Source organism: Streptomyces sp. NPDC020731 (assembly GCF_044334705.1).
Lineage (GTDB): Bacteria > Actinomycetota > Actinomycetes > Streptomycetales > Streptomycetaceae > Streptomyces.
Window position 1 is genome coordinate 159,391 of sequence record NZ_JBIRTN010000004.1, and the last position, 22,937, is coordinate 182,327.

Annotated in this window: 19 protein-coding genes; 9 read left to right on the forward strand and 10 right to left on the reverse strand. The window is 71.5% G+C overall.

What is annotated here, in order from left to right:
- Positions 1-14 precede the first annotated feature (14 nt).
- Entirely contained in the window at positions 15-1,043 is a 1,029-nt protein-coding gene (locus ACH4VX_RS07775) for a heme A synthase (RefSeq protein WP_398366461.1), read from the forward strand.
- Here ACH4VX_RS07775 and ACH4VX_RS07780 read toward each other — a convergent pair.
- The 4 genes from ACH4VX_RS07780 to ACH4VX_RS07795 form a co-directional block, all read right to left on the reverse strand.
- The gene (locus ACH4VX_RS07780; RefSeq protein WP_398366462.1) at positions 1,001-1,735 is read right to left on the reverse strand and encodes a nucleotidyltransferase domain-containing protein; all 735 of its coding nucleotides are present in this window, start codon (positions 1,733-1,735) and stop codon (positions 1,001-1,003) included. The genes ACH4VX_RS07775 and ACH4VX_RS07780 overlap by 43 nt on opposite strands.
- 18 nt (positions 1,736-1,753) lie before the next feature.
- Complete coding sequence (locus ACH4VX_RS07785) at positions 1,754-2,860, reverse strand: amidohydrolase family protein (RefSeq protein ID WP_398366463.1); 1,107 nt, start codon at positions 2,858-2,860, stop codon at positions 1,754-1,756.
- 183 nt (positions 2,861-3,043) lie between these two features.
- On the reverse strand, positions 3,044-3,376 hold the full coding sequence (locus ACH4VX_RS07790) for a hypothetical protein (RefSeq protein ID WP_398366464.1): 333 nt from the start codon (positions 3,374-3,376) through the stop codon (positions 3,044-3,046).
- 93 nt (positions 3,377-3,469) lie between these two features.
- Positions 3,470-4,423, reverse strand: coding sequence for a heme o synthase (locus ACH4VX_RS07795; RefSeq protein WP_398366465.1), 954 nt, complete (start codon positions 4,421-4,423; stop codon positions 3,470-3,472).
- 341 nt (positions 4,424-4,764) lie between these two features.
- Here ACH4VX_RS07795 and tkt point away from each other — a divergent pair, with 341 nt between their 5' ends.
- The 5 genes from tkt to pgl are packed head-to-tail and all read left to right on the forward strand — an operon-like array spanning position 4,765 to position 11,364.
- Positions 4,765-6,852 carry a transketolase gene (tkt, locus tag ACH4VX_RS07800; protein WP_398366466.1) on the forward strand — a complete coding sequence of 696 codons (2,088 nt, stop codon included), beginning with the start codon at positions 4,765-4,767 and terminating at the stop codon, positions 6,850-6,852.
- Between the two features lie 34 nt (positions 6,853-6,886).
- Positions 6,887-8,005 carry a transaldolase gene (tal, locus tag ACH4VX_RS07805; protein ID WP_398366467.1) on the forward strand — a complete coding sequence of 373 codons (1,119 nt, stop codon included), beginning with the start codon at positions 6,887-6,889 and terminating at the stop codon, positions 8,003-8,005.
- 4 nt (positions 8,006-8,009) lie between these two features.
- The gene (zwf, locus tag ACH4VX_RS07810) at positions 8,010-9,533 is read left to right on the forward strand and encodes a glucose-6-phosphate dehydrogenase (RefSeq protein WP_398366468.1); all 1,524 of its coding nucleotides are present in this window, start codon (positions 8,010-8,012) and stop codon (positions 9,531-9,533) included.
- Positions 9,530-10,582: a glucose-6-phosphate dehydrogenase assembly protein OpcA gene (opcA, locus tag ACH4VX_RS07815; RefSeq protein WP_398366469.1), complete on the forward strand. Its 1,053-nt coding sequence runs from the start codon at positions 9,530-9,532 to the stop codon at positions 10,580-10,582. The genes zwf and opcA overlap by 4 nt, the downstream gene beginning before the upstream one ends.
- On the forward strand, positions 10,579-11,364 hold the full coding sequence (gene pgl / locus ACH4VX_RS07820; RefSeq protein WP_398366470.1) for a 6-phosphogluconolactonase: 786 nt from the start codon (positions 10,579-10,581) through the stop codon (positions 11,362-11,364). Before opcA ends, pgl begins: the two co-directional genes overlap by 4 nt.
- A gap of 117 nt (positions 11,365-11,481) precedes the next feature.
- Here the strand turns inward: pgl and ACH4VX_RS07825 are convergent, their stop codons facing one another.
- The 5 genes from ACH4VX_RS07825 to ACH4VX_RS07845 all read right to left on the reverse strand — a co-directional run bounded on the left by ACH4VX_RS07825 (position 11,482) and on the right by ACH4VX_RS07845 (position 18,119).
- Positions 11,482-12,321, reverse strand: a complete 840-nt coding sequence (locus tag ACH4VX_RS07825) for a carbohydrate ABC transporter permease (RefSeq protein WP_398366471.1) — start codon at positions 12,319-12,321, stop codon at positions 11,482-11,484.
- Positions 12,318-13,679, reverse strand: coding sequence for an ABC transporter permease subunit (locus ACH4VX_RS07830; RefSeq protein ID WP_398366472.1), 1,362 nt, complete (start codon positions 13,677-13,679; stop codon positions 12,318-12,320). The genes ACH4VX_RS07825 and ACH4VX_RS07830 overlap by 4 nt, the downstream gene beginning before the upstream one ends.
- 5 nt (positions 13,680-13,684) lie before the next feature.
- Positions 13,685-15,013: an ABC transporter substrate-binding protein gene (locus ACH4VX_RS07835; protein ID WP_398366473.1), complete on the reverse strand. Its 1,329-nt coding sequence runs from the start codon at positions 15,011-15,013 to the stop codon at positions 13,685-13,687.
- Positions 15,014-15,047: 34 nt separating this feature from the next.
- On the reverse strand, positions 15,048-16,667 hold the full coding sequence (locus ACH4VX_RS07840; RefSeq protein WP_398366474.1) for a glycoside hydrolase family 13 protein: 1,620 nt from the start codon (positions 16,665-16,667) through the stop codon (positions 15,048-15,050).
- 180 nt (positions 16,668-16,847) lie between these two features.
- On the reverse strand, positions 16,848-18,119 hold the full coding sequence (locus tag ACH4VX_RS07845) for an ABC transporter substrate-binding protein (RefSeq protein ID WP_398366475.1): 1,272 nt from the start codon (positions 18,117-18,119) through the stop codon (positions 16,848-16,850).
- A 126-nt stretch (positions 18,120-18,245) separates the two neighbouring features.
- Here ACH4VX_RS07845 and ACH4VX_RS07850 point away from each other — a divergent pair, with 126 nt between their 5' ends.
- From ACH4VX_RS07850 to ACH4VX_RS07860, 3 genes are read left to right on the forward strand one after another with little or no spacing between them, the layout of a single operon-like run.
- On the forward strand, positions 18,246-18,761 hold the full coding sequence (locus ACH4VX_RS07850; RefSeq protein WP_398366476.1) for a PadR family transcriptional regulator: 516 nt from the start codon (positions 18,246-18,248) through the stop codon (positions 18,759-18,761).
- Positions 18,758-19,510, forward strand: a complete 753-nt coding sequence (locus ACH4VX_RS07855; protein WP_398366477.1) for an ABC transporter ATP-binding protein — start codon at positions 18,758-18,760, stop codon at positions 19,508-19,510. The genes ACH4VX_RS07850 and ACH4VX_RS07855 overlap by 4 nt, the downstream gene beginning before the upstream one ends.
- Before the next feature lie 39 nt (positions 19,511-19,549).
- Positions 19,550-21,832, forward strand: coding sequence for an FtsX-like permease family protein (locus tag ACH4VX_RS07860; RefSeq protein WP_398366478.1), 2,283 nt, complete (start codon positions 19,550-19,552; stop codon positions 21,830-21,832).
- A gap of 119 nt (positions 21,833-21,951) precedes the next feature.
- Here ACH4VX_RS07860 and ACH4VX_RS07865 read toward each other — a convergent pair whose 3' ends face one another.
- Positions 21,952-22,857 (reverse strand): hypothetical protein, encoded by a 906-nt coding sequence (locus ACH4VX_RS07865; protein ID WP_398366479.1) that lies wholly within the window; start codon positions 22,855-22,857, stop codon positions 21,952-21,954.
- Between the last annotated feature and the right edge of the window lie 80 nt (positions 22,858-22,937).

Below are 22,937 nucleotides of genomic sequence, written 5' to 3' on the forward strand. Positions count from 1 at the left end.
AGCGGCGGCCTACGATGGGACGCGTGCCAAACGTGACCCGCGCCGACGCCCAGGCGGCCCTGCGCAACCCGCTCGCCTTCATCGCCGCACGCTGGACCCCGGATCCCCGGACCGTCCGGCGGGCGGCCCTCGCCGCGCTCGTCATGGCGGTGGTCATCGTGGTCACCGGCGGTGCCGTACGGCTCACCGGCTCCGGCCTTGGCTGCCCGACCTGGCCCAAGTGCACCGACGACTCGCTCACCACCACCAGCGCGATGGGCCTGCACGGCGTCATCGAGTTCGGCAACCGCCTGCTGACGTACGTGCTGTGCGCCGCCGTCGGCTGGGCGATCATCGCCGCGCGCTCCGAGAAGCCGTACCGGCGCGGCCTCACCCGGCTGGGCTGGGCGCAGTTCTGGATCGTCATGGGCAACGCGATCCTCGGCGGCATCGTGGTCCTCGTCGGCCTGAACCCGTACACGGTCGCGGCGCACTTCCTGCTCTCCACCGCGCTGATCGCGGTCGCCACGGTGATGTGGCAGCGCACCCGCGAGGGCGACGGGGAGCCCCGGCCGCTGGTCGGCAAGGCCGTGCAGCAGTTGGTGTGGTTCATGGTGGCCGCCTCCGTGCTGCTGATCGCGGTCGGCACGGTGGTGACCGGCGCGGGCCCGCACGCGGGCGACTCCAGCGAGGTCCCGCGGATGCCGCTCGACTGGGAAATGGTCAGCAAGCTGCACGCCGTACTGGCGTGGATCGTGGTGACGCTGACGTTCGCCCTGTGGTTCGTCCTGAAGGCGGTCGACGCCCCCAGGGCCCCCCTGGCCCGCACCCGCGAGCTGTTCCTGGTCCTGCTCGCGCAGGGCGCCATCGGCTACGTCCAGTACTTCACGGACCTCCCCGAGGTCCTGGTCGGCCTGCACATGTTCGGCTCGTGCGTGATGTGGATCTGGGTGCTGCGGGTGCTGCTGTCGCTGCGCGAGCGCCCGGAGGCGGCAGTGCCGGACGTGGCCGTACCGGCTGCTCAGGAGCCCGCCACGAGCACGTCGATCGCCGGTCCCAGGTAGTCCCGGGTCAGCCGGGCCCGACGTACGGTCCACTCCTCGGCGGGCGGCGCGGGATCGTCGTAGCGCCGCGCCCGGATGTCCGCGACGACCTCGCCGGGCGCGCCGAGACCGGGCAGTACGTCCAGCGCCTCCCGCTTGGTGACGAGTCGGCCCTCCCGCAGGGTCACGGTGGCGCGGGCGAAGGTCAGCAGGCCCAGGTCGACCCACACGTCCTGTGTCCAGTTGGCGGCCCGGTCCACCTCCCGCCGCCAGAAGTCGCGCTGGTCGCGCACCACGAACGCGGCGAGTTCGCCGTCCGGCACCGGCGGCAGTACGTCCGCGGGCGGCACCCCGTGCAGGACCCGGCCGAAGGTGTGCAGCTCGGTCCGGGTGACCGGGGTGACGGGACGCCCGAACAGCTGCTCGTGCGCCCAGGTGGGATGGCGCCGCCCGGCGCCTGCCGCGGTGTCCGGTGTGAGGTAGGTGCAGTGGAGCCGGCCGGCGAGCGGCTCGGCCCGCAGCCGGGCGTGCAGCAGCGCGATCCGCCACACCGTCCGCGTGCTGATCGGGTGGTCCAGGACCGTGATCAGGTCCAGGTCGCTGCGGCCCTCCACGTAGTCGCCGCCGGCCAGTGAGCCGTGCGCCCACACGGCCACGGGGGCGAGCGGCGCCAGATCGGTGAGGAAGCGGTCGAGCAGGGCGTCGGTCGGCATCCGTCCAGTCTTCACAGCTCAGTCCAGGCTGTACACCCTGCCCGCGTTCCCCGAGGCGATCAGGCCGGCCACCCGCTGGGCGTCCGCCGGCGACCACGCGCCCTCGGCCACCCAGGTGCCGAGCACCCGGCCGAGGGCCTCGCGGAACAGGTGGGCGCCGACCACGTGCAGTTCGGGCAGGCCGCGGGCGCCGCTGGAGAAGAGGATCTTGCCGAAGGGGGCGAGTTCCAGGATCTCCGCGAGGACGGTCGCCGCGCGGGCACCGGTGCGGACCAGGGCGGCGCCGCAGTCGGCGTAGACGTGCGGGAAGACACCGGCGAGGTGGGCGGCATGGCGGTGGTACGGGTAGCCGTGCAGCAGCACGAGGTCGGTGCGGAGACCGGCGGTGGCCCGGACGAAGTCGGTCAGCAGGGCCGGGTCGGTGCGGTCGATGCGGGCGCCCGGTGCGGCGAGACCGGCGTGCAGCTGGAGGGGCCGGCCCGAGGCGACGGCGATCCACAGCAGATGCCGCAGCAGCACGGGGTCGCTCAGTTCGTCCCCGACCCGGCGCCCGGCCAGCCAGCGCCCCGCCGCGCCGCGCACCTCGCCCGGTCCTGGCGGCTCGGGGGCGAGCGCCAGGCCGTGCCGTACTCCGGCGACGGAGGTGAAGGCGACGGCGTGCGCGGCGGCCGCGTGCACCGACTCGGCGAGGTTGGCGAGGAAGGAATCGACGGTGCCGGAGGTGTCGGCGACCTGTTCGGCCAGCTGTTCGAGGCGGACGATCTCATGGGCCTCGGCGTCCCCGGCCACGCCCAGCTCGGTGGGGCCGGTGAGGTCGCCGGGCAGCCCGGTGTCGACGAGGTAGGCGGTGATGCCGCTGCCCCGCAGCAGCCGCCGCCCGGCCTCCAGCACGCCGAGTTCACGGCGCCGGGCGAGATAGCGGGCGGGCGGGCAGTGCGGCTCCAGGCCGAGCAGGGGCGGGCACCAGCGGCGTACGGCGAAGCCGGTCTGGGTGTCGAAGAGGGTGGTGCCGGGGGCGGGCGGGCCCTCGGTACGGGACAACTGGGCCTCGAACGTGCCGAGGCCCAGTTCCGTGCGGAGCACTCCGTGGCAGTACTGGTCCACGAGTGAGGGTGTTTCGATCATCCGGAGCTCCCCCGGGACGGGACCGTGTCGATGCTTCACAGGTCCTAACGGGTGAACCCCGGGGGAGGTGGCGCGTTTGCCGGGTGCGGGTCGTCCGGCGGGTGCGCACCGTCTCGGGTTGTTCGCGCCCGCGCGGTGGAGCCGCGTACCGATACAGCCCCGCGCCCCTGGGTGGGCTGCTGCTCAGCCGTTGGAGGAGCCGCCGAGTTGGATTCCCGCCATGCGGCTCCATTCGTACGGGCCCGTCTTCACCTTTGCCGCGAACTCGCCGTCGAAGTTCTCGTGGACGGTGATCCCCGCCTTCTCGACGGCCTTCCCGGCGATCTCCATGGACGGGGCGAAGACATCGCCCCAGTCGCCGTCCTCGCCGACGAGGACGATGCGGGCACCGCGCTGCCCGAGGTACGCGATCTGGCCCTCGGCACCGCCGTGTGCCGCGGCGAAGCCGCTGATCTGCTTGGCGAGCCGGGCCGCCTTCTGCTCGGCCTTCGGGTCCACCTGCTGCGTGTCTGCCATGCACAGGATGCTACCGACGGGTAGATCGAACGGCGACGGGCGGGGTCCGTGGCCTTGACCACGTACCCCGCCCGGTCGGCGTTCGAAGAGCGGTTACCGCAGGAACGGGTCCACCGCGATGGCCACGAAGACCAGCGACACATAGGTGATGGACCAGTGGAACAGGCGCATCTCCTTCAGCTTGCCGCCCGTCGCCTCGGCCTTCGCGCGGTTCAGCAGCGCGTGCGCCTCCCACAGCCACCAGCCGCCCGCCGCCAGGGCGACCGCCGTGTAGAACCAGCCGGTGTAGCCGAGCGGGGTGAGCAGCAGCGACACCGCGACCATGACCCAGCTGTAGAGCACGATCTGCTTGGCGACCACCTTGTTGGAGGCGATGACCGGCAGCATCGGCACGCCGACGCGCGCGTAGTCGTCCTTCACCTTCATGGACAGCGGCCAGTAGTGCGGCGGCGTCCAGAAGAAGATGACGAGGAAGAGGATGACCGGCGCCCACGACAACGAGTTGGTGACCGCGGACCAGCCGATCAGCACCGGCATGCAGCCGGCGATGCCGCCCCACACGATGTTCTGCGACGTACGCCGCTTGAGGATCATCGTGTAGACGACGACGTAGAAGAGGAGTGCGCCGAGGGCGAGCCACGCGGACAGCCAGTTGACGGCGAGCCCGAACAGCAGGGTCGAGACGACCGCGAGGGCGATGCCGAAGGCCAGGCACTCGCGCGGGCCGACCATGCCGGTCACCAGCGGACGCTGCGAGGTGCGGTCCATCAGCGCGTCGATGTCGCGGTCGATGTACATGTTGAGCGCGTTCGCGCCGCCCGCGGACAGATAGCCGCCGACGCAGGTCAGCAGCACCAGCTTCAGGTCGGGCACGCCCTGCTGCGCCAGGAACATCACCGGGACGGTGGTGATGAGCAGCAGCTCGATGATCCGCGGCTTGGTGAGAGCCACGAATGCCATCACACGGGCCCCGAACGGCCGATGAGCAGGGCTCCGACTCTTCCCCAGCACCCCCGCTGGACGGGATTCAACGGCCGTCACGCACACCCCTACAGAGACATCCCAGCAAGCCTCACCAGGCGAACTGGCGGTAAAGGCTCACGCGTACCACGCCACTGTAGACGTTGCCCAGACCCGGACATTCGCGGGGGTCGGCTCGTGTTGGGCGGTGCTCTCCCCGGTGCGCCCGGAAGCTCGATTGAGCACCCGGATGAGCGGCTCCGTATTCATCTGCCGAATGGGGAGAACAGACCGGTCAGGAGGCGGATCCACAGGAGTGCCCGCACTCTGGAACGACCCGGAAAAAGGCACGTCCTACGGGGGTAGGCTCGACCTCGCCGGTGGGCATTCACCGGCATCCGACATGTGGAGAGGAGCCCTGACTCAGGGTGAGCACCAAGCCGACCACCACAGACCTCGAGTGGACCGAGCAGGACCAGCGGGCCGTCGACACCGCCCGCGTCCTGGCCGCCGATGCCGTACAGAAGGTCGGTAACGGCCATCCGGGTACGGCGATGAGCCTGGCACCTGCCGCCTACACCCTCTTCCAGAAGGTGATGCGGCACGACCCGGCGGACGCCGACTGGGTCGGGCGCGACCGTTTCGTACTGTCCGCCGGCCACTCGTCCCTGACCCTCTACACCCAGCTGTACCTGGCCGGTTTCGGCCTGGAGCTGGACGACCTGAAGGCGTTCCGCACCTGGGGCTCGAAGACGCCGGGCCACCCGGAGTACGGGCACACCACGGGCGTGGAGACCACGACCGGCCCGCTGGGCCAGGGTGTCGCCAACGCCGTCGGCATGGCGATGGCCGCGCGCTACGAGCGCGGTCTGTTCGACCCGGAGGCCGCCGAGGGCGAGTCGCCCTTCGACCACTTCGTCTACTGCATCGCCGGTGACGGCTGCCTCCAGGAGGGCATCTCCGCCGAGGCGTCCTCCCTCGCGGGCCACCAGAAGCTGGGCAACCTGGTCCTGCTGTGGGACGACAACCACATCTCGATCGAGGGCGACACCGAGACGGCCGTCTCGGAGGACACCGTCAAGCGGTACGAGGCGTACGGCTGGCACGTCCAGCGCGTCGCCCCGAAGCCCGACGGCGACCTGGACCCGAACGCGCTCTACGACGCGATCCAGGAGGCCAGGAAGGTCACCGACCGGCCGTCGTTCATCGCGATGCGCTCGATCATCGCCTGGCCGGCGCCGAACGCGCAGAACACCGAGGCCGCGCACGGCTCGGCGCTCGGCGACGACGAGGTCGCGGCCACCAAGCGCGTCCTCGGCTTCGACCCGGAGCAGAGCTTCGAGGTCACCGACGAGGTCATCGGCCACACCCGCAAGGCGCTGGAGCGGGGCCGGGCGGCCCGCGCGGTGTGGGAGAAGTCCTTCCAGCAGTGGCGGGACAACAACCCCGAGCGCGCCGCCGACTACGACCGGATCGCCGCCGGTGAGCTGCCCAAGGGCTGGCAGGACGCCATCCCGGTCTTCGAGCCGGGCAAGGGCGTGGCCACCCGTGCCGCGTCCGGCAAGGTGCTCCAGGCGCTCGGCGCGGTGATCCCGGAGCTGTGGGGCGGCTCGGCCGACCTGGCGGGCTCCAACAACACCACGATCGACAAGACGTCCTCGTTCCTCCCGGCCGGCAACCCGCTGCCCGAGGCGGACCCGTACGGGCGCACGATCCACTTCGGCATCCGTGAGCACGCCATGGCCGCGGAGATGAACGGCATCGCGCTGCACGGCAACACGCGTATCTACGGCGGCACCTTCCTGGTGTTCTCCGACTACATGCGCAACGCGGTGCGCCTGTCGGCGCTGATGCACCTGCCGGTGACGTACGTGTGGACGCACGACTCCATCGGTCTGGGCGAGGACGGCCCGACGCACCAGCCGGTCGAGCACCTGGCCGCGCTGCGCGCCATCCCCGGCCTCAACGTGGTCCGCCCGGCGGACGCGAACGAGACCGCGATCGCCTGGCGGGAGATCCTCACCCGCTGGACGAAGGAGTTCGGCAAGGGCGCCCCGCACGGTCTGGCGCTGACCCGCCAGGGCGTGCCGACGTACGAGCCGAACGAGGACGCGGCGAAGGGCGGCTACGTGCTGTTCGACGCCGAGGGCGGTGAGCCCCAGGTCGTGCTGATCGCGACCGGTTCCGAGGTGCACGTCGCCGTCGGGGCGCGCGAGCGGCTGCAGGCCGACGGTGTGCCCACGCGTGTGGTGTCCATGCCGTCCGTGGAGTGGTTCGAGGAGCAGGACCAGGGGTACCGGGACAGCGTCCTGCCGCCGGCCGTCAAGGCACGCGTGGCCGTCGAAGCGGGCATCGGTCTCACCTGGCACAAGTACGTCGGGGACGCCGGCCGGATCGTCTCCCTGGAGCACTTCGGTGCCTCCGCCGACGGCAAGGTGCTGTTCGAGGAGTTCGGCTTCACGGCCGAGAACGTGGCCGCGCAGGCCCGGGAATCGATCGCCGCAGCCCAGCGCTGACGCTCACATACGACACGTAGGAGATGGAATTTCCATGACAGACGCACTGAAGCGCCTCTCCGAGGAGGGCGTCGCGATCTGGCTGGACGACCTGTCGCGCAAGCGGATCACGTCCGGCAACCTCGCCGAGCTGATGGACCAACAGCACGTCGTGGGCGTCACCACCAACCCGACGATCTTCCAGAAGGCGATCTCCGAGGGCGACGGCTACGACACGCAGCTGACCGACCTGGCCGCCCGCAAGGTCACCGTCGAAGAGGCCATCCGCATGATCACCACGGCGGACGTCCGCGACGCCGCCGACATCCTGCGCCCGGTCTTCGACGCCACCGACGGCCGTGACGGCCGGGTCTCGATCGAGGTCGACCCGCGTCTGGCGCACAACACCAGGGCGACGGTCGCCGAGGCCAAGCAGCTGGCGTGGCTGGTGGACCGGCCCAACACGCTGATCAAGATCCCGGCGACCGAGGCCGGTATCCCTGCGATCGCCGAGACCATCGGTCTGGGCATCAGCGTCAACGTGACGCTGATCTTCTCCCTGGAGCGCTACCGCAAGGTCATGGACGCGTTCCTGACCGGCCTGGAGAAGGCCAAGGAGCGCGGCCTGGACCTGTCGAAGATCCACTCCGTGGCGTCCTTCTTCGTGTCCCGGGTGGACACCGAGATCGACAAGCGGATCGACGCGCTCGGCACCGACGAGGCCAAGGCGCTGCGCGGCAAGGCCGCCATCGCCAACGCGCGCCTGGCCTACCAGGCGTACGAGGAGGTCTTCTCCACCGACCGCTGGAGCGCGCTGGAGCGCGAGGGCGCCAACAAGCAGCGTCCGCTGTGGGCGTCGACCGGTGTGAAGGACAAGGCGTACAAGGCCACGATGTACGTCGACGAGCTGGTGGCGCCGAACACGGTGAACACCATGCCGGAGGCGACGCTGGCCGCCACCGAGGAGCAGGGCGAGATCCGGGGCGACGCCATCGCCGGCACCTACGAGCAGGCCCGCGCCGACCTGGACGCGGTCGAGGCGCTCGGCATCGCGTACGACGACGTGGTGCAGCTTCTGGAGGACGAGGGCGTCGACAAGTTCGAAGGCTCCTGGAACGACCTGCTGAAGTCGACCGAGGCGGAGCTTCAGCGCCTCGCCCCGTCGGAGGGCTGAAACCTTGTCGAGCAGCAACCCGCTGCGTGACCCTGCGGACCGACGGCTCCCGCGTATCGCGGGGCCGTCGGGCCTGGTCATCTTCGGCGTGACGGGCGACCTGTCCCGCAAGAAGCTGATGCCGGCCGTGTACGACCTCGCCAACCGGGGCCTGCTGCCGCCGGGCTTCTCGCTGGTGGGGTTCGCCCGCCGCGAGTGGGCGAACGAGGACTTCGCCCAGGAGGTCCACGACGCGGTCAAGGAGCACGCCCGCACCCCTTTCCGCGAGGAGGTCTGGCAGCAGCTCATCCAGGGCATGCGCTTCGTGCAGGGCACCTTCGACGACGACGAGTCGTTCGAGCGGCTGCGCTCCACGATCGAGGAGCTGGACAAGGCGCAGGGCACGGGCGGCAACTTCGCCTTCTACCTGTCGGTGCCGCCGCGTTCCTTCCCGGTGGTCATCCAGCAGCTGAAGAAGCACGGGCTGGCCGACCAGTCCGGCGGCTCCTGGCGTCGCGCGGTGATCGAGAAGCCGTTCGGGCACGACCTGAAGTCGGCCGAGGAGCTCAACGCGATCGTCCACGAGGTCTTCGCCCCGGACCAGGTCTTCCGCATCGACCACTACCTGGGCAAGGAGACGGTCCAGAACATCCTGGCACTGCGTTTCGCCAACACGATGTTCGAGCCGATATGGAACCGGTCCTTCGTCGACCACGTCCAGATCACCATGGCCGAGGACATCGGCATCGGAGGCCGGGCCGGCTACTACGACGGCATCGGCGCCGCCCGTGACGTCATCCAGAACCATCTCCTGCAGCTTCTCGCGCTGACCGCCATGGAGGAGCCGGCCTCCTTCGACGCGGACGCGCTGGCGGCGGAGAAGACCAAGGTGCTCGGTGCCGTACGGCTGCCGAAGGACCTGGGCCGGGACACCGTGCGCGGGCAGTACGCGGCCGGCTGGCAGGGCGGCGCGAAGGCGGTCGGGTATCTGGAGGAGGACGGCATCGACGCCTCCTCGAAGACCGACACCTACGCCGCGATCCGGCTGGGCATCGACAACCGCCGCTGGGCGGGCGTCCCCTTCTACCTGCGCACCGGCAAGCGGCTCGGCCGCCGGGTCACCGAGATCGCGGTGGTCTTCCAGCGGGCGCCGCACTCCCCCTTCGACTCCACGGCCACCGAGGAGCTGGGCTCCAACGCGATCGTCATCCGCGTCCAGCCGGACGAGGGCGTCACGGTCCGGTTCGGTTCCAAGGTGCCGGGCACGTCGATGGAGATCCGGGACGTGTCGATGGACTTCGCCTACGGCGAGTCGTTCACCGAGTCCAGCCCGGAGGCGTATGAGCGGCTCATCCTGGACGTTCTCCTGGGCGACTCCAACCTCTTCCCGCGCACGGAGGAGGTCGAGCTGTCCTGGAAGATCCTCGACCCGATCGAGGTGTACTGGGACAACAACGGCAAGCCGGCCCAGTACCCGGCCGGAACGTGGGGACCCGTCGAGGCGGACGAAATGCTCGAGCGAGACGGACGGAGCTGGCGCCGGCCATGAAGACAGACCTCACGGACACCACGGCCAGCAAGATCAACAAGGCGCTGGTGCAGGGCCGCCGCGCCATCGGCACACCGGCCGTCGGCATGGTGCTCACGCTGGTCATCGTCACGGACGAGGAGAACGCCTACGACGCGCTGAAGTCGGCCGGCGACGCCTCGCACGAGCACCCTTCGCGCACGCTGGTCGTCATCAAGCGCGTCTCCCGCTCGCCCCGGGACCGCACCCAGTCCCGCCTCGACGCCGAGGTGCGGGTCGGCGCGGACGCCGGTACCGGCGAGACCGTCGTGCTCCGCCTCTACGGCGAGGTCGCCGACCACGCCCAGTCGGTGGTGCTGCCGCTGCTGCTGCCGGACGCCCCGGTGGTGGTGTGGTGGCCGGTCAACGCCCCGCTGGACCCGGCGCAGGACCCGCTGGGCGCGCTGGGCCAGCGCAGGGTGACCGACACCTACGCCTGCGAGAAGCCGGTGGAGGAGCTCGCCGCCCGCGCCGACGCCTACACCCCCGGCGACACGGACCTGTCGTGGACCCGCATCACGCCCTGGCGTTCGATGCTGGCCGCGGCGCTGGACCAGGTCGCGTGCGAGGTACAGAGCGTGGAGGTGGAGGGCGAGGAGTCCAACCCGAGCTGCGAGCTGCTGGCGATGTGGCTCGCGGACCGGCTGGACGTCCCCGTCAAGCGCTCGCGGTCCGGCGGCCCGGGGCTCACGGCGGTCCGTATGGACACCGACTGCGGGCCGATCGTGCTGGACCGCGCCGACGGTTCGCTGGCGACGCTGTCCATCCAGGGCCAGCCGAAACGTGCGGTGGCGCTGAAGCGCCGCGACACGGCGGAGCTGATCGCGGAGGAGCTGCGCCGTCTGGACCCGGACGACACGTACGCGTCGGCGCTGCGCTACGGCGTGGAGCGCCTGAAGTCGCCGAAGGGGGCTGACGCACCGGCCAAAGGAGAACGGGAAGCGCTCCCCGCTCCCGTCGAGTCGGCTGCGAAAGCTCCCGCGGCCCAGGCGGCGGCGCAGGCCCCGGTGAAGAAGGCGGCGGCGAAGTGAGTACGGCACCGCAGCTGGTCGTGCACCGGGACAAGGAGCTGATGGCGCAGGCCGCGTCGGCCCGGCTGATCACGAAGATCGTGGACGCGCAGGCCTCGCGGGGTTCGGCGTCCGTGGTCCTGACCGGCGGCCGCAACGGCAACGGCCTGCTGGCCGCGCTGGCCGCGGCCCCGGCGCGGGACGCGATCGACTGGGCCCGCCTCGACCTGTGGTGGGGCGACGAGCGGTTCCTGCCGGAGGGCGACCCGGAGCGCAATGTCACCCAGGCCCGTGAGGCGCTGCTCGACGCGGTGCCGCTGGACCCGAAGCGCGTGCACGCCATGCCCGCGTCGGACGGCCCGCACGGCACGGACGTGGACGCGGCGGCGGCGGCCTACGCCGAGGAACTGGCCGCCGCCGCGGACCCGTCGAACCACGGCCCGGTTCCCACCTTCGACGTCCTGATGCTGGGTGTCGGCCCGGACACGCACGTGGCGTCCCTCTTCCCGGAACTCCCGGCGGTCCGGGAGACGGAACGCACGGTGGTGGGCGTCCACGGCGCCCCCAAACCCCCACCGACCCGAGTCACCCTGACCCTCCCGGCGATCCGCGCGGCCCGGGAGGTCTGGCTCCTGGCAGCCGGTGAGGACAAGGCGGAGGCCGCGGAGATAGCCCTCTCGGGCGCGGGAGAGATCCAGTCCCCGGCAGCGGGCGCATACGGCCGCACCCGCACGCTGTGGCTCCTGGACAAGGCGGCGGCCTCACAGCTGCCACGAGAGCTGTATCCACAAGCGTCGGCCTGAACCAGCCCGTCCGGCGTCCGAGGGCAAGGCCCGTTCAGGGTCGAAGGGGGGTCTGGGGGCACAGCTCCCAGGGAAGGGAAGGGGCGGCGGGGGCGAAAGACCCTCCCGCCCCACCCCCTACTTCACGGACCCCGCCATGACCCCCTGCACGAAGTGCCGCTGGAAGGCGAAGAACACGACAACCGGCACCACCAGTGACAGGAACGCCCCCGGCGCCAGCACATCGATATTGCTGCCGAACTGCCGAATCTGCGACTGCAGTTGCACCGTCAGCGGCTGCGAAGAACTGTCCGCGAACAACAACGCCACCAGCATGTCGTTCCACACCCACAAGAACTGGAAGATCGCGAGGCTGGCGATCGCCGGCCGTCCCACCGGCAGCACCAGCCGGGTGAAGATCCGCCACTCGCTCCCCCCGTCCATCCGGGCGGCCTCCAGCATCTCCTTCGGCATCTCGGCGAAGTAGTTCCGCAGCAGGAACACCGCGAACGGCAGCCCGTACGCCACATGGAACAGCACGACGCCGGGGATCGTCCCGAACAGCCCCAGCTGCCCGAAGAGTTTGGCCACCGGCAGCAACCCGATCTGCACGGGCACCACCAACAACGCGACCACGACGAGGAACACCGGCTCCCGCCCCGGAAAGTCCAGCCACGCGAAGGCGTATCCGGCCAGCGCGGCGACAACCACGACCAGCACAGTGGTCGGCACCGAAATCAGCACGGTGTTCCAGAACGCCTGCGTGATCCCCGAATTCCCCAGCAGCGCCGAGTAGTTGTCGAAGGACAACTGCCCAGGACTGCTGAACACGGTCCACCAGCCCCCCTCGGCCGTCTCCTCGGCGGACCGCAGCGAGGACAGGAACAACCCGGCCAGCGGAGTCATCCACACCAGCCCGATCACCACCAGGAACGCCTGCACCACCGCGTTGCCCAGCACACGCCGAACCGCGTTCATCGCTGACTCCTCCGAAAACGACGGACGTTGAACACCATGGCCGGAATGACCAGGAGCAGCAGCAGCACACCCAGCGCACTGCCCATCCCCTGGTTGTTGCCGCCGCCGAACGACACCAGCCACATCTGTGTCGCGAGCACGGTCGCGTCCTCCTGCACGGGCCCGGGCGCGATGATGTAGACGAGGTCGAAGACCTTCATCACGTTGATCACCAGCGTCACGAAGACGACGGTGAGCACGGGCGCGAGCAGCGGAACGGTGATCCGCCGGAAGATCTGCCACTCGTTCGCGCCGTCCATCCGCGCCGCCTCCAGCGCGTCCCGGGGCAGGGTGGACAGCCCAGCCCCGATCAGCACCATCGCGAACCCGGTCCAGATCCACAGGTACGCCCCGATGATCGCCGGGGTGACGAGCGCCGGGCCGAGCCAGGAGACGCCGTCGTAGGGTGCCGCGAAATTGGACGAAGGCAGCTTCAGGGCGTACGAGCCGCTGTCCAGCCCGGCGAAACGGAACGAGCCGTCGGCGGCGGTGGTCGTACTGGCGACCGTCTCCCCCGCACGCACCGCTTCGACCGTGACTCCGGGCAGTCCGCTCTCCTCCCGGTCGACCACCCCCGGCTCCCCTCCCCCACCGGGCGTGAAGTCGAGGTACACCACACCGCGCACCTCGTCGGAACCGGCCTTCCCCGCGGCGGAGGCGGGTTCGGTCTCCCCCGGCAGGTCCTTGGGAGCCACCCCGACCAGGCCCAGCACCGCCGTCGTCCCTCCGGGCGAGACGTCCGCGCCGGTGACGTACGACCCGTCCGCCGCCTTGGTCAGCCCCTCACCGTCACGCGCACGGGCGGTCGGGTAGGCGGAGCTCCCCTCGAAGGCGTCGTGGACGGACACGACGGCCGCGTTGAGCACGCCCTTGTCCGGGTCGTCGTCGTAGGCGAGCCGGAAGATGATGCCGGCGGCGAGGAAGGACACCGCCATCGGCATGAACAGCAGCAGCTTGAAGGCGGTGGCCCAGCGGACCTTCTCGACCAGCACGGCCAGGATCAGCCCGAGCCCGGTCAGCAGCGTCGGTGCCACGACGACCCAGATCGCGGTGTTCCGGACGGCCTTGAGGGTGGTCGGGTCACGGAACATCTCGGCGTAGTTCTCGCCGCCCACGAACGCGGTGCCGGAGGCGTCGAAGAAGCTGCGGCCGACGGAGAACAGCACCGGGTACACGACCAGGGCACCCAGCAGGAGCAGCGCGGGGAGCGCGAACAGCAGGGCGACGACGCGCCCCCGCCGGCGCAGGCGCCGTCCGTGCGCGCCGTCGGGGTGCGCCGGCGCCGGAGGGCTCGCCTCTTTCACCAGTGTGGCGGTCACGGCCGTCAGTTCCCGTACGCCTTGGCCGCGGCGCCCTCGAGCTCGGCGGCGGTCTTCTCCGGGTCGGCCGGGTCGCGCAGGAAGTCCTGGAGGATCTTCCACTCGCCGGTGCCCTTGGTGCCGCCGAAGGCCGCCGGGGCCTGGTCGGACATGTCGAAGCGGACCGAGTCACCGGCTTCGATCAGGGACTCGGCGGTGGCGCGGGTGACGTCGTCGCCGTAGGAGGAGAGGTCGAGTTTCTTGTTCGGGGAGAGGAAGCCGCCCGCCTCGGCCCATACGGCGGCGGCCTCCGGGGTGGCGAGGTACTCCAGGAGCGCCATGCCGGCCTCGCTGTTCTTGCCGTCCTTGAGGACGACGGCCGCGTCGCCGCCGCTGACCACGGGGGCCTTGCCGTCGCCGACCGGCGGGAACGGGAAGAAGTTCGCGTCGGTGCCGATGTTCTTGCCGAACTGGTCCTTGGCGACACCGGCGACGAAGTCGCCCTCGTAGACCATGGCGGCCTCGGCCTCGGGTCCGAAGACCTTCTCCACGGAGCCGGGGAAGTCGGTGTTGAGGGCCTTCTTCCGGCCGCCCGCGACGAGCTGCTCGTCCTTGAAGAGCTTGCCGAGGGTGGTGAGCGCCTCGACCACGGTCGGGTCGGTCCACTTGATCTCGTGCGCGGCGAGGGCGTCGTACTTCTCGGGTCCGGCCTGGGAGAGGTAGACGTTCTCGAACCAGTCGGTGAGCGTCCAGCCGTCCTGTCCGGCCACCGAGAAGGCGGCGAGGCCGGAGTCGGAGACGGTCCGCCCGTTCTCCAGCATGGCGTCGTACGTCTTCGGCGGGGTGACGCCGGCCTGTTCGAGGGCCTCGGGGCTGTACCAGACGGTCGACTTGTGGGCGGCCTTGAAGTAGAGGCCGTACAGGGTGCCGTCGACGCTGCCGTAGTTCTGCCACACCTCGGCGAAGTTGCCGTCGACGGTGGACTTCACCTTCTTGTCGAGCGGCTTGAGCCAGCCCTGTTCGGCGAACTGCTTGAGCACACCGACCTGCGGGACCATGACGACGTCGGGGGCGTTGCCGCCCTCGATCTTGCTGCCGACGACGGTGGAGACGTTGTCGCCGGTGGACACGAAGGCGGTCTTGGCGCCGGTCTTCTCGGTGAAGGCGTCGAGCACCTTCTGGAAGTTCTTCTGCTCGCTGCCTGACCAGACGCCGGCCACGGTGACGGTCTGGCCGTCGAGCGACTTGTCGCCGCCGCCGGCCGTGACGGGGTCGCCGCTGCCGCAGGCGGTCGCGCCGAGCGCGAGGACGAGGGCGGTGCATCCGGTGAGCAGGGTGGTACGTCGTCGCATCATCGTCGATGTCCCTTCAGGAGTGTCGGTCGGACGTTCAGGAGCCGTCGATCCACCAGGCGGCGGTGGAGCCGGGGAGCACCCCGGGCGGGCAGGGGCCGCTGGCGAGCAGCGGGGTGCCGGCGACCGGGGCGGGTACGGGGGCGGTGCCGAAGTTGACGGCGCAGACGAGGTCGTCGCCGCGGGTGAAGGCGAGGACGCCGGGCTGGGTGTCCAGCCAGTGGAGCGTGCCCTCGCCCAACTGGGTCAGTGCGGCGCGCAGTTGCAGACCGTCGCGGTACAGGTGCCAGGAGGAGCGGGTGTCGGCCAGCGCCCGGTCGGTGGCGTGCTCGGCGAACCACTCGGGCTGCGGCAGCCAGGGCCGTACGCCCTCGGCGCCGGAGGTGAAGCCGAACGGTGAGGCCTGTCCGGACCAGGGCAGCGGTACCCGGCAGCCGTCGCGTATGCGGGCGCGGCTGCCGGTGCGGCGGAAGATCGGGTCGGTGAGCACGTCGTCGGGCAGGTCGACGACCTCGGGCAGGCACAGTTCCTCGCCCTGGTAGATGTACGCGGCGCCGGGCAGCGCCAGCATCAGCAGGGCGGCGGCGCGGGCGCGGGCGGCGCCGAGGCCGCTGCCGCCGGTGGGTTCGCCGTAGCGGGTGACGGTGCGGACCTGGTCGTGGTTGTTGAGGACCCAGGTGACGGTGGAGCCGGTGCCGGCGATGTCCTGCATGGCCTCGGAGACGACCTTGCGGAAGGCGTCGGCGTCCCAGGGGGCGCCGAGGAGGTCGAAGAAGAAGGCCTGGTGGAGTTCGTCCGCGCGGACGTAGCGGGCGTGTTCGCGGGCGGTGGGGACGGAGACCTCGCCGACCAGGAGGCGTTCGCGGCCGTCGCGGGCGGTGTACTCCTCGCACACCGCGCGCCAGTGCCGCCACACCTCGTGCACCTCGGGCTGGTTCCAGGCGAGCGGGTTGACCGAGTCGCGGGTGCGGGCGTCTGCCTCCGGGTCCGGGGAGTCGGGCAGCTCCGGGTGCTTGTACAGGCCGGCGGCGACGTCGACGCGGAAGCCGTCGGCGCCCCGGTCCAGCCAGAAGCGGAGTATCCGGTCGAACTCGGCGGCGACCTCGGGTTCGCGCCAGTTCCAGTCGGGCTGCTCGGGCGTGAACATGTGCAGGTACCACTGGCCGGGGCGGCCGTCCGGCTCGGTGATCCGGGTCCAGGCGGGGCCGCCGAACATGGCGTGCCAGTTGTTGGGCGGCTCGGCGCCGTGGGGGCCCCGGCCGTCGGCGAAGTGGAAGCGGGCGCGCTCGGGGCTGCCCGGGGCCGCGTCGAGGGCGGCGCGGAACCAGGGGTGCTCGCTGGAGCAGTGGTTGGGGACGATGTCCAGCAGCACCTTGACGCCGAGCCGCCGGGCGGCGTCGACCAGCAGGTCGAACTCGGCGAGGTCGCCGAAGACCGGGTCGACGTCGGTGTAGTCGGCCACGTCGTAGCCGTGGTCGTGCTGCGGCGAGGGGTAGAAGGGGCTCAGCCAGATCCCGTCCACGCCGAGCTTCTTCAGGTACGGCAGCCCCGCCCTGACCCCGGCGAGATCACCGATGCCGTCGCCGGTGCTGTCCAGAAAGCTGCGGACGTACACCTGATAGATCACCGCGTCACGCCACCAGTGGTGCCTGTTCACCCCATCGACCCATCTGTGAGAAGCGCTCGTTATGCATGCATGTTAGGTAGCGAGGTCGCGCGGGTGTCAATGAACGTACGCAAGCTGCTGCGGAGTTGATCAGTGCATACAGGTACTTGAGTGGAGATAACGGGCACATTCGAGACGTCCGCGTTACCTAACATGTAACTAGGAAGGGTTCTATCGCGAGGAGACGGCGGCCAGCTCGGCCGCCAGCCGGCGCACCGCGGCCCCGGGCGTCTGCCGCCCGGTCATCGCGTCGTGCACCACCGCCTGCACCACCAGGCTCACCTGGTCGTAGTGCGGGCTCTTGGGGCGCGGAGCGGCGGCGAGCACGCTCTCGCGCAGGGTCGGCAGGTACGGGAACCGCCGGACCAGTTCCGGATCGTCGTACAGGCCGGCCCGTACGGGCGGCAGCGCGCCGCGGGTGAGGACCTGGCGCTGCACGCGCTCGCTGGTGAGGTACGCGATCAGACGCGCGGCGGAGTCGGGGTGCCGGGCGTGGCTGCCGACGGCCAGGTTGGAGCCGCCGAGGACGCTCGTGCCCGGACCGTCCGGCCCCGGCAGCGGTACGGCGCCGACCTTGCCGGCGACCTCCGAGCCGGGGGCGGAGGCGGCGACGTAGGCGTAGGGCCAGTTGCGCAGGAAGAGCAGCCGGCCGTCCTGGAAGGCCTGCTTGGACTCCTCCTCCTTGTACGCCAGAGCCTCGCGGGGTATCCAGCCCTCGCGGATCCCGCGCGCGAGGAAGCCGATGCCCTCCGCGGCGGCCCGCGAGTTGACGGTGACGCGTTCGCCCTCGTCACCGAGGATGGTGCCGCCCGCCGAGTAGACGGCCTCGGCCGCGTTGACGGTGAGGCCCTCGTAGGGCAGGAACTGGCCGGCGTAGCCGTCGAGGCCGTGCTCCGGGGCGAGGGTCTTCGCGGCCCGTTCGAGATCGGCCCAGGTGCGCGGCGGCGGGACGCCCGCTTCGGCGAGGACGTCCTTGCGGTAGAGGAGCAGCCCGGCGTTGGTGACGTACGGGACGGCGTACAGGCGCCCGTCGTACGTCGCCGTGTCCACGACCCGGGGCAGGAAGGTGCCGAGCGGGAAGCGGCCCCGGGGCAGCGGGCGGATCCAGCCGGCGGCGGCGAACTCCGAGGTCCAGCTGACGTCGATGTTGAGCACGTCGAACCGGCCGCGCTCGCCGCCGCGCAGGTCGGTGATCATCTGCGCGCGGGTCTCGTCGGCGGAGTCGGGCAGCTCGACGAGGGTGACCTTCTCGCCGGGGTGGGTGCGGTTCCAGCCCTCCAGCACGGAGCCGAGGTAGCCGGTGAGGTCACCGGCGGTGGCCAGGGTGAGCGGTCCGCGCCCGTCCCCGCCGGCCTCCTCGGCCCCCGCCCCGGAGGCGACGTAACCGGTCAGGACGACGACCAGGACGAGGAGGCCCCTACCCGCGGCATGGATCCACCGCATAGGTTCCTCCCTGTACACCGGCACCCGGGCATCATCGTCCGGGGTCAGTGGCCATGTATACCCGTTAGGTATGAGCGATACTAGGGCCTGCGGCACATTACCCAGGATGCGAGGAGGAGAGCGCGAGTGCGGCTGCCCCTCCTGGCGCTGCTCGCCCGTGGCCCGGCCCACGGTTACGAGCTCAAGCAGGACCTTGAGCAACTGCTGGGCTCCGCGTACCCTCAGCCGAACGTCGGCCAGATCTACGTCACCCTCGGCCGCCTTGAGAAATCGGGACTGATCGAGGGCGAGGACGTCGAGCAGTCGAGCCGGCCCAACAAGAAGGTCTACCACCTCACCGACGCCGGGCGGGAGGCGCTGCGCGCCTGGTACGAGGAGACGGCGGACGAGCCGCGGGTGCGGGACGAGTTCTTCATGAAGCTGGCCCTGGCCCCGCAGACCGGTCTCGCCGACCAGATCGCGCTGATCAACCGACAGCGGCGCCAGTACCTGAACACCATGCGGCAGATGTCGAAGCTGGCCGCCGCCGAGGACCGGGACAACCGCATCTCCCACCTGCTGATCGAGGGCGCCATGCTGCATCTGCAGGCCGACCTCGACTGGCTGGAGCGGTGCCAGGAGGAGCTGGAGGAGCTTCAGTGAGCGAGCGCACCGCTGAAGTGCTGCGCGCCGAAGGCCTGGTCAAGACGCACCATGGCGAGGGCGCCCCGGCGCACGCCGTGCGCGGCGTCGACCTGCGGGTGACGCGCGGCGAGTTCGTGGCGATCACCGGCCCGTCCGGTGCGGGCAAGTCGACGCTGCTGCATCTGCTCGGCGGGCTCCAGCGGCCCGACGCGGGCAGCATCTGGCTGGACGGCGAGTGCACGGACGGCTACGGCGAGGCCCGCTGGGCGGTGGAACGCCGCAAGCGGATCGGGATCGTCTTCCAGTTCTTCAACCTCGTGTCCGATCTGTCGGTCGCCGACAACGTGGAGCTGCCCGCCCTGCTCGCCGGGGCGCCGCCGAGGAAGGCCCGTGCCGGGCGGGAGGAACTCCTCGCCGAGCTGGGTCTCGAGGGCAAGGAGCGGAGCATGCCGGGCGAGCTGTCCGGCGGTGAGCAGCAGCGGGTCGCGCTGGCCCGGGCGCTGGTCAACCATCCGCCGCTGCTGCTGGCCGACGAGCCCGCGGGCAGCCTGGACAGCAAGGGCACCCGCGAGGTGATGCGGCTGCTGTCCCGCTTCCACACGCGCGGGCAGACGATCCTGCTGGTCACGCACGATGCCCGGCTGGCGAGCGCGGCGGACCGGGTGATCAGCTTCTTCGACGGCCGGATCGCCGACGACGCCGCACTCGACGGCGGCACACCGCCGCGCCGGGCCGGGACGTCCGGCGTGCTGGAGCTCAAGGACTGACATGCGCCTCCACGACCGACCCGCGAGGGGCTGAGGCCGGTGCGAGCCACTCTGCGCTGGGCGCACTCCGATCTGCGCACGCACCGCGGCGAGGCGCTGTTCCTGGTGCTCGCCACCGCGGGCATCGTCGCGTCCCTGCTGCTGGCCGCGGCCCTGTTCGGGTACGCCACCAACCCCTGGCAGCGCGTCTTCACCCAGGCCCACGGCACACACGTCACACTGCACACCACCGCCTCCGCCGACGCGGGGAGACTGGCCGGGCTGGACGGCGTGGAGTCCGTCGCCGGCCCCTACCCCACGGCCGCGCTCACCCTCGCCTCGGGGGGCGGCCGGGCCTCGGTGGAACTGCGCGGCACCTCCGGGAAGCCCGAGGTGGGCCGCCCGCTGATCACCTCCGGACGCTGGCTGGACCCGGCGACCCCCGACGGCGTGGTCCTGGAGAGCCGGCTCGCGCGTGCGCTGCTGACGGCCCCCGGCGACACGCTCACCGTGCCCGGTACCGCGCGGCAACTGACCGTGGTGGGCGTCGCCGACAGCGCCGAGCCGCGCTACCGGCCGGGTGAGCGGTCCGGCCTGGTGTGGGCCCTGCCGTCGGCGGTGACGGACCCGGGCGGCCAGGTGGTCGGGCTGCGGCTGACCGACCCGGGCGACACCGGGTACGCCGTACAGCGGGCGGTGACCGAGCTGGGCGCCGGGGCGATCGGCGAGGTGGCCACCTGGCAGCAGGCGCGTGCCGAGGCACAGGGCGACAACCGGCTGCTCGGGCAGGTGCTCGGCCTGTTCGGTCTGGGCGCGCTGGTCGCCGCCGGGTTCGCCGTGCACGGGGCGATCTCTACCCGGATCCGTGGGCATCTGCGGGACATCTCGATCCTCAAGGCGATCGGCTTCACGCCCGGCCAGGTCGTCCGCGTCTTCCTGATCCAGCATCTCCTCTACGCCCTGCTCGGTGCCGTGGCCGCCGCCGTGCTCACCGAGGCCCTGGGCAGTGCGGTGCCGGGACGGCTCGGGGACGCGGTCGGCGTGTGGCAGGGACTGCCCGGACACACCGCGGCGCTGTTCGTCGTACCGGTCGGGGCGGTGCTGTTCATCGGCGCGACCACCGGGCTGGCCGCCTGGCGGGCGGGGCGGGTGCCGCCGGTGCCGGTGCCGCGCCCGGCGGCACCCCCGGCCGCGCGGCTGACCGGCGTGGCACGGCGGGCGCTGGGGGCGCGGGTGCCGCCGGCGCTGGTCCTGGGCTGGCACAAGGCGTACCGGCGCCGGCCGCGTTCGCTGGGCGCGGTGGGCAGGCTGACGCTGCCGCTGCTGCTGATCGTGGTGGCGCTGAGCGCGTGGACCACCATCGACCGCTTCCACAGCAGTCCGGAGCGGATGGGGCTGCCCACGGCGCTCAGTGTCCGCGCGGACGCCTCACTGGGCGACCGGGAGACCCGCGCGCTGCTGGAGCGCGATCCGCGGGTCGCCGCCGCCTACCCGGGTGTGGAGGTGGCCGCGCTGGTCCCCGGCCAGACCGCCACCATCGCCCTGCGCGGCCTCGGCACCCATGCGGAGCCGTACCCGTTCACACTGGCCGAGGGGCGCGCCGCGCGCGGGCCGGACGAGGCGGTGGCCGGACAGGGGCTGCTCGACCTGCTGCACGTGGGGGTCGGCGACTGGGTGCGGATGACCGTGGGCGACCAGCCGCAGATCCTGCACATCGTCGGCCGCAGCATCGAACCGGAGAACGCCGGCCGGGTCATCTCCACCTCGCTGGACACCCTCCGCGCCAACGACCCCGACCTGCGGCCGGCCCTCTACCAACTCCGTCTGGACTCCGGCGCGGACCCGGCCGCGGTCGCCGAGCGGCTGGCGGCGGCCGGCCGCGGCCACCTGGACGTGCACACCGTGACCAACCCGGCCGACGGGCTGTCCCCGCTGCGCGCGGTGGTCCTCGGACTGATCGTGGTCCTCGCGCTGATCGGGCTGATCGAACTGCTGACGGCGATCGGCGGCACGGTCCGTGAGGGCGAACGCGATCTGCTGGCGCTCAAGGCCATCGGCCTGACCCCCCGGCAGATCACCGCCGTCACGGTCACCGCCACGGCCGGTACGGCCCTGGCGGCCGTACTCCTCGCCACGGCCCTGGGGCTGCCGCTGGCGCACTGGCTGATCGACGCCCAGGGGAGATCGAGCGGCATCGGCGCCGGGATCGCCCAGCTGCCCTCCCCCGCGCTCCTCGTGCTGCTCGGCGCGGCGGCGGTGCTGGGGGCCGCGGCCCTCGCCGCCCTCCCGGCGGCGCGAGCGGCCCGCCGCCGCCTCGCGGACACGCTGAGCGCGGTGGCCTGAGCGCTCCGCGCCGAGGCCGTCAGCCGCCGTAGGGGCCGTGCGGGGACTGCGGATGCCCGGCGTACGGACGGACGCGCCGGGGACGTACGAGGGCTGCGGGCCCGGGGCGCACGGCGGCTTCAGCCGCCGTAGGGGCCGTGCGGCGGCTGCGGATGCCCGGCGTACGGGTTCCCGCCCGCGCCGGGGGCGTACGGGGGCCGCGGACCGCCGTAGGGGTTCCCCTGCGGCGGTACGTGGGGCAGTCCCGTCGGCGGCATCGGCGGGGTGGGGCCCGGGACCGGCGGGAGACTCGCCGGGTGGACGCCCAGCCGGATGCCGTAGTGCCGCTTCAGCCGGCCCGTCTCCGCCAGGGCGATCGCCGTGACGGTCACCGGGGCGCCCAGGATGAAGACGATGCCCATGGTGAGGCTGAGCCCGTGCAGATCACCGGTGACGAGGTCGGGGACCGCCATCAGCCAGCTGGTCACCGTGGCGAGCAGGGCCGGCAGACAGCGGTGCACGGCGGCCGTGCCGAAGAAGTTGCCGGAGACCCGCAGGGCTCCGTAGGCCACGAAAACGAGCATCCACATCATCGTCAGGCCGACGCCCATGATCACGAGCATGTTGCCCGAGCCGTTCGTCGTCTGCACCAGCAGCACCACCGCGACCACGCAGCCGATGAACAGCAGGAGCAGCTTGAGGGAGTTGAACAGCGGCACCCGCAGCTGGCGCACGGTGCCGGTGCGCCGCCAGACGAAGAGCATCACGCCGACCGTCAGCGGGGTGAGCAACAGCAGCACCGCCGAGGCGGTCAGCGCGTTCTCCAGCAGCTCGGTGACGTCGAAGCCGCCCTCCAGGACGGTGTAGACGCCGACGGAGGCGACCGCTCCGGCGATGACCCGGAAGCGCTTGAGCCGCTCGATGGACGGGTCGAGCGACCGCGGGATCCACGCGGGGTGGAACACCGCCGCCGCGACGTGATGGGGCTTCAGGAAGGTCCGGACTCCGAGCGTGCCGCCGGTCCAGCTTCCGCGTGTACGTGCCACCTCGTGCTCCCCCGAGCGCTCGCCGTGATGATCGCGGGGGATTCTACGGGAAGCGGACGGCGCCCGGCCGCCCGCTTCCC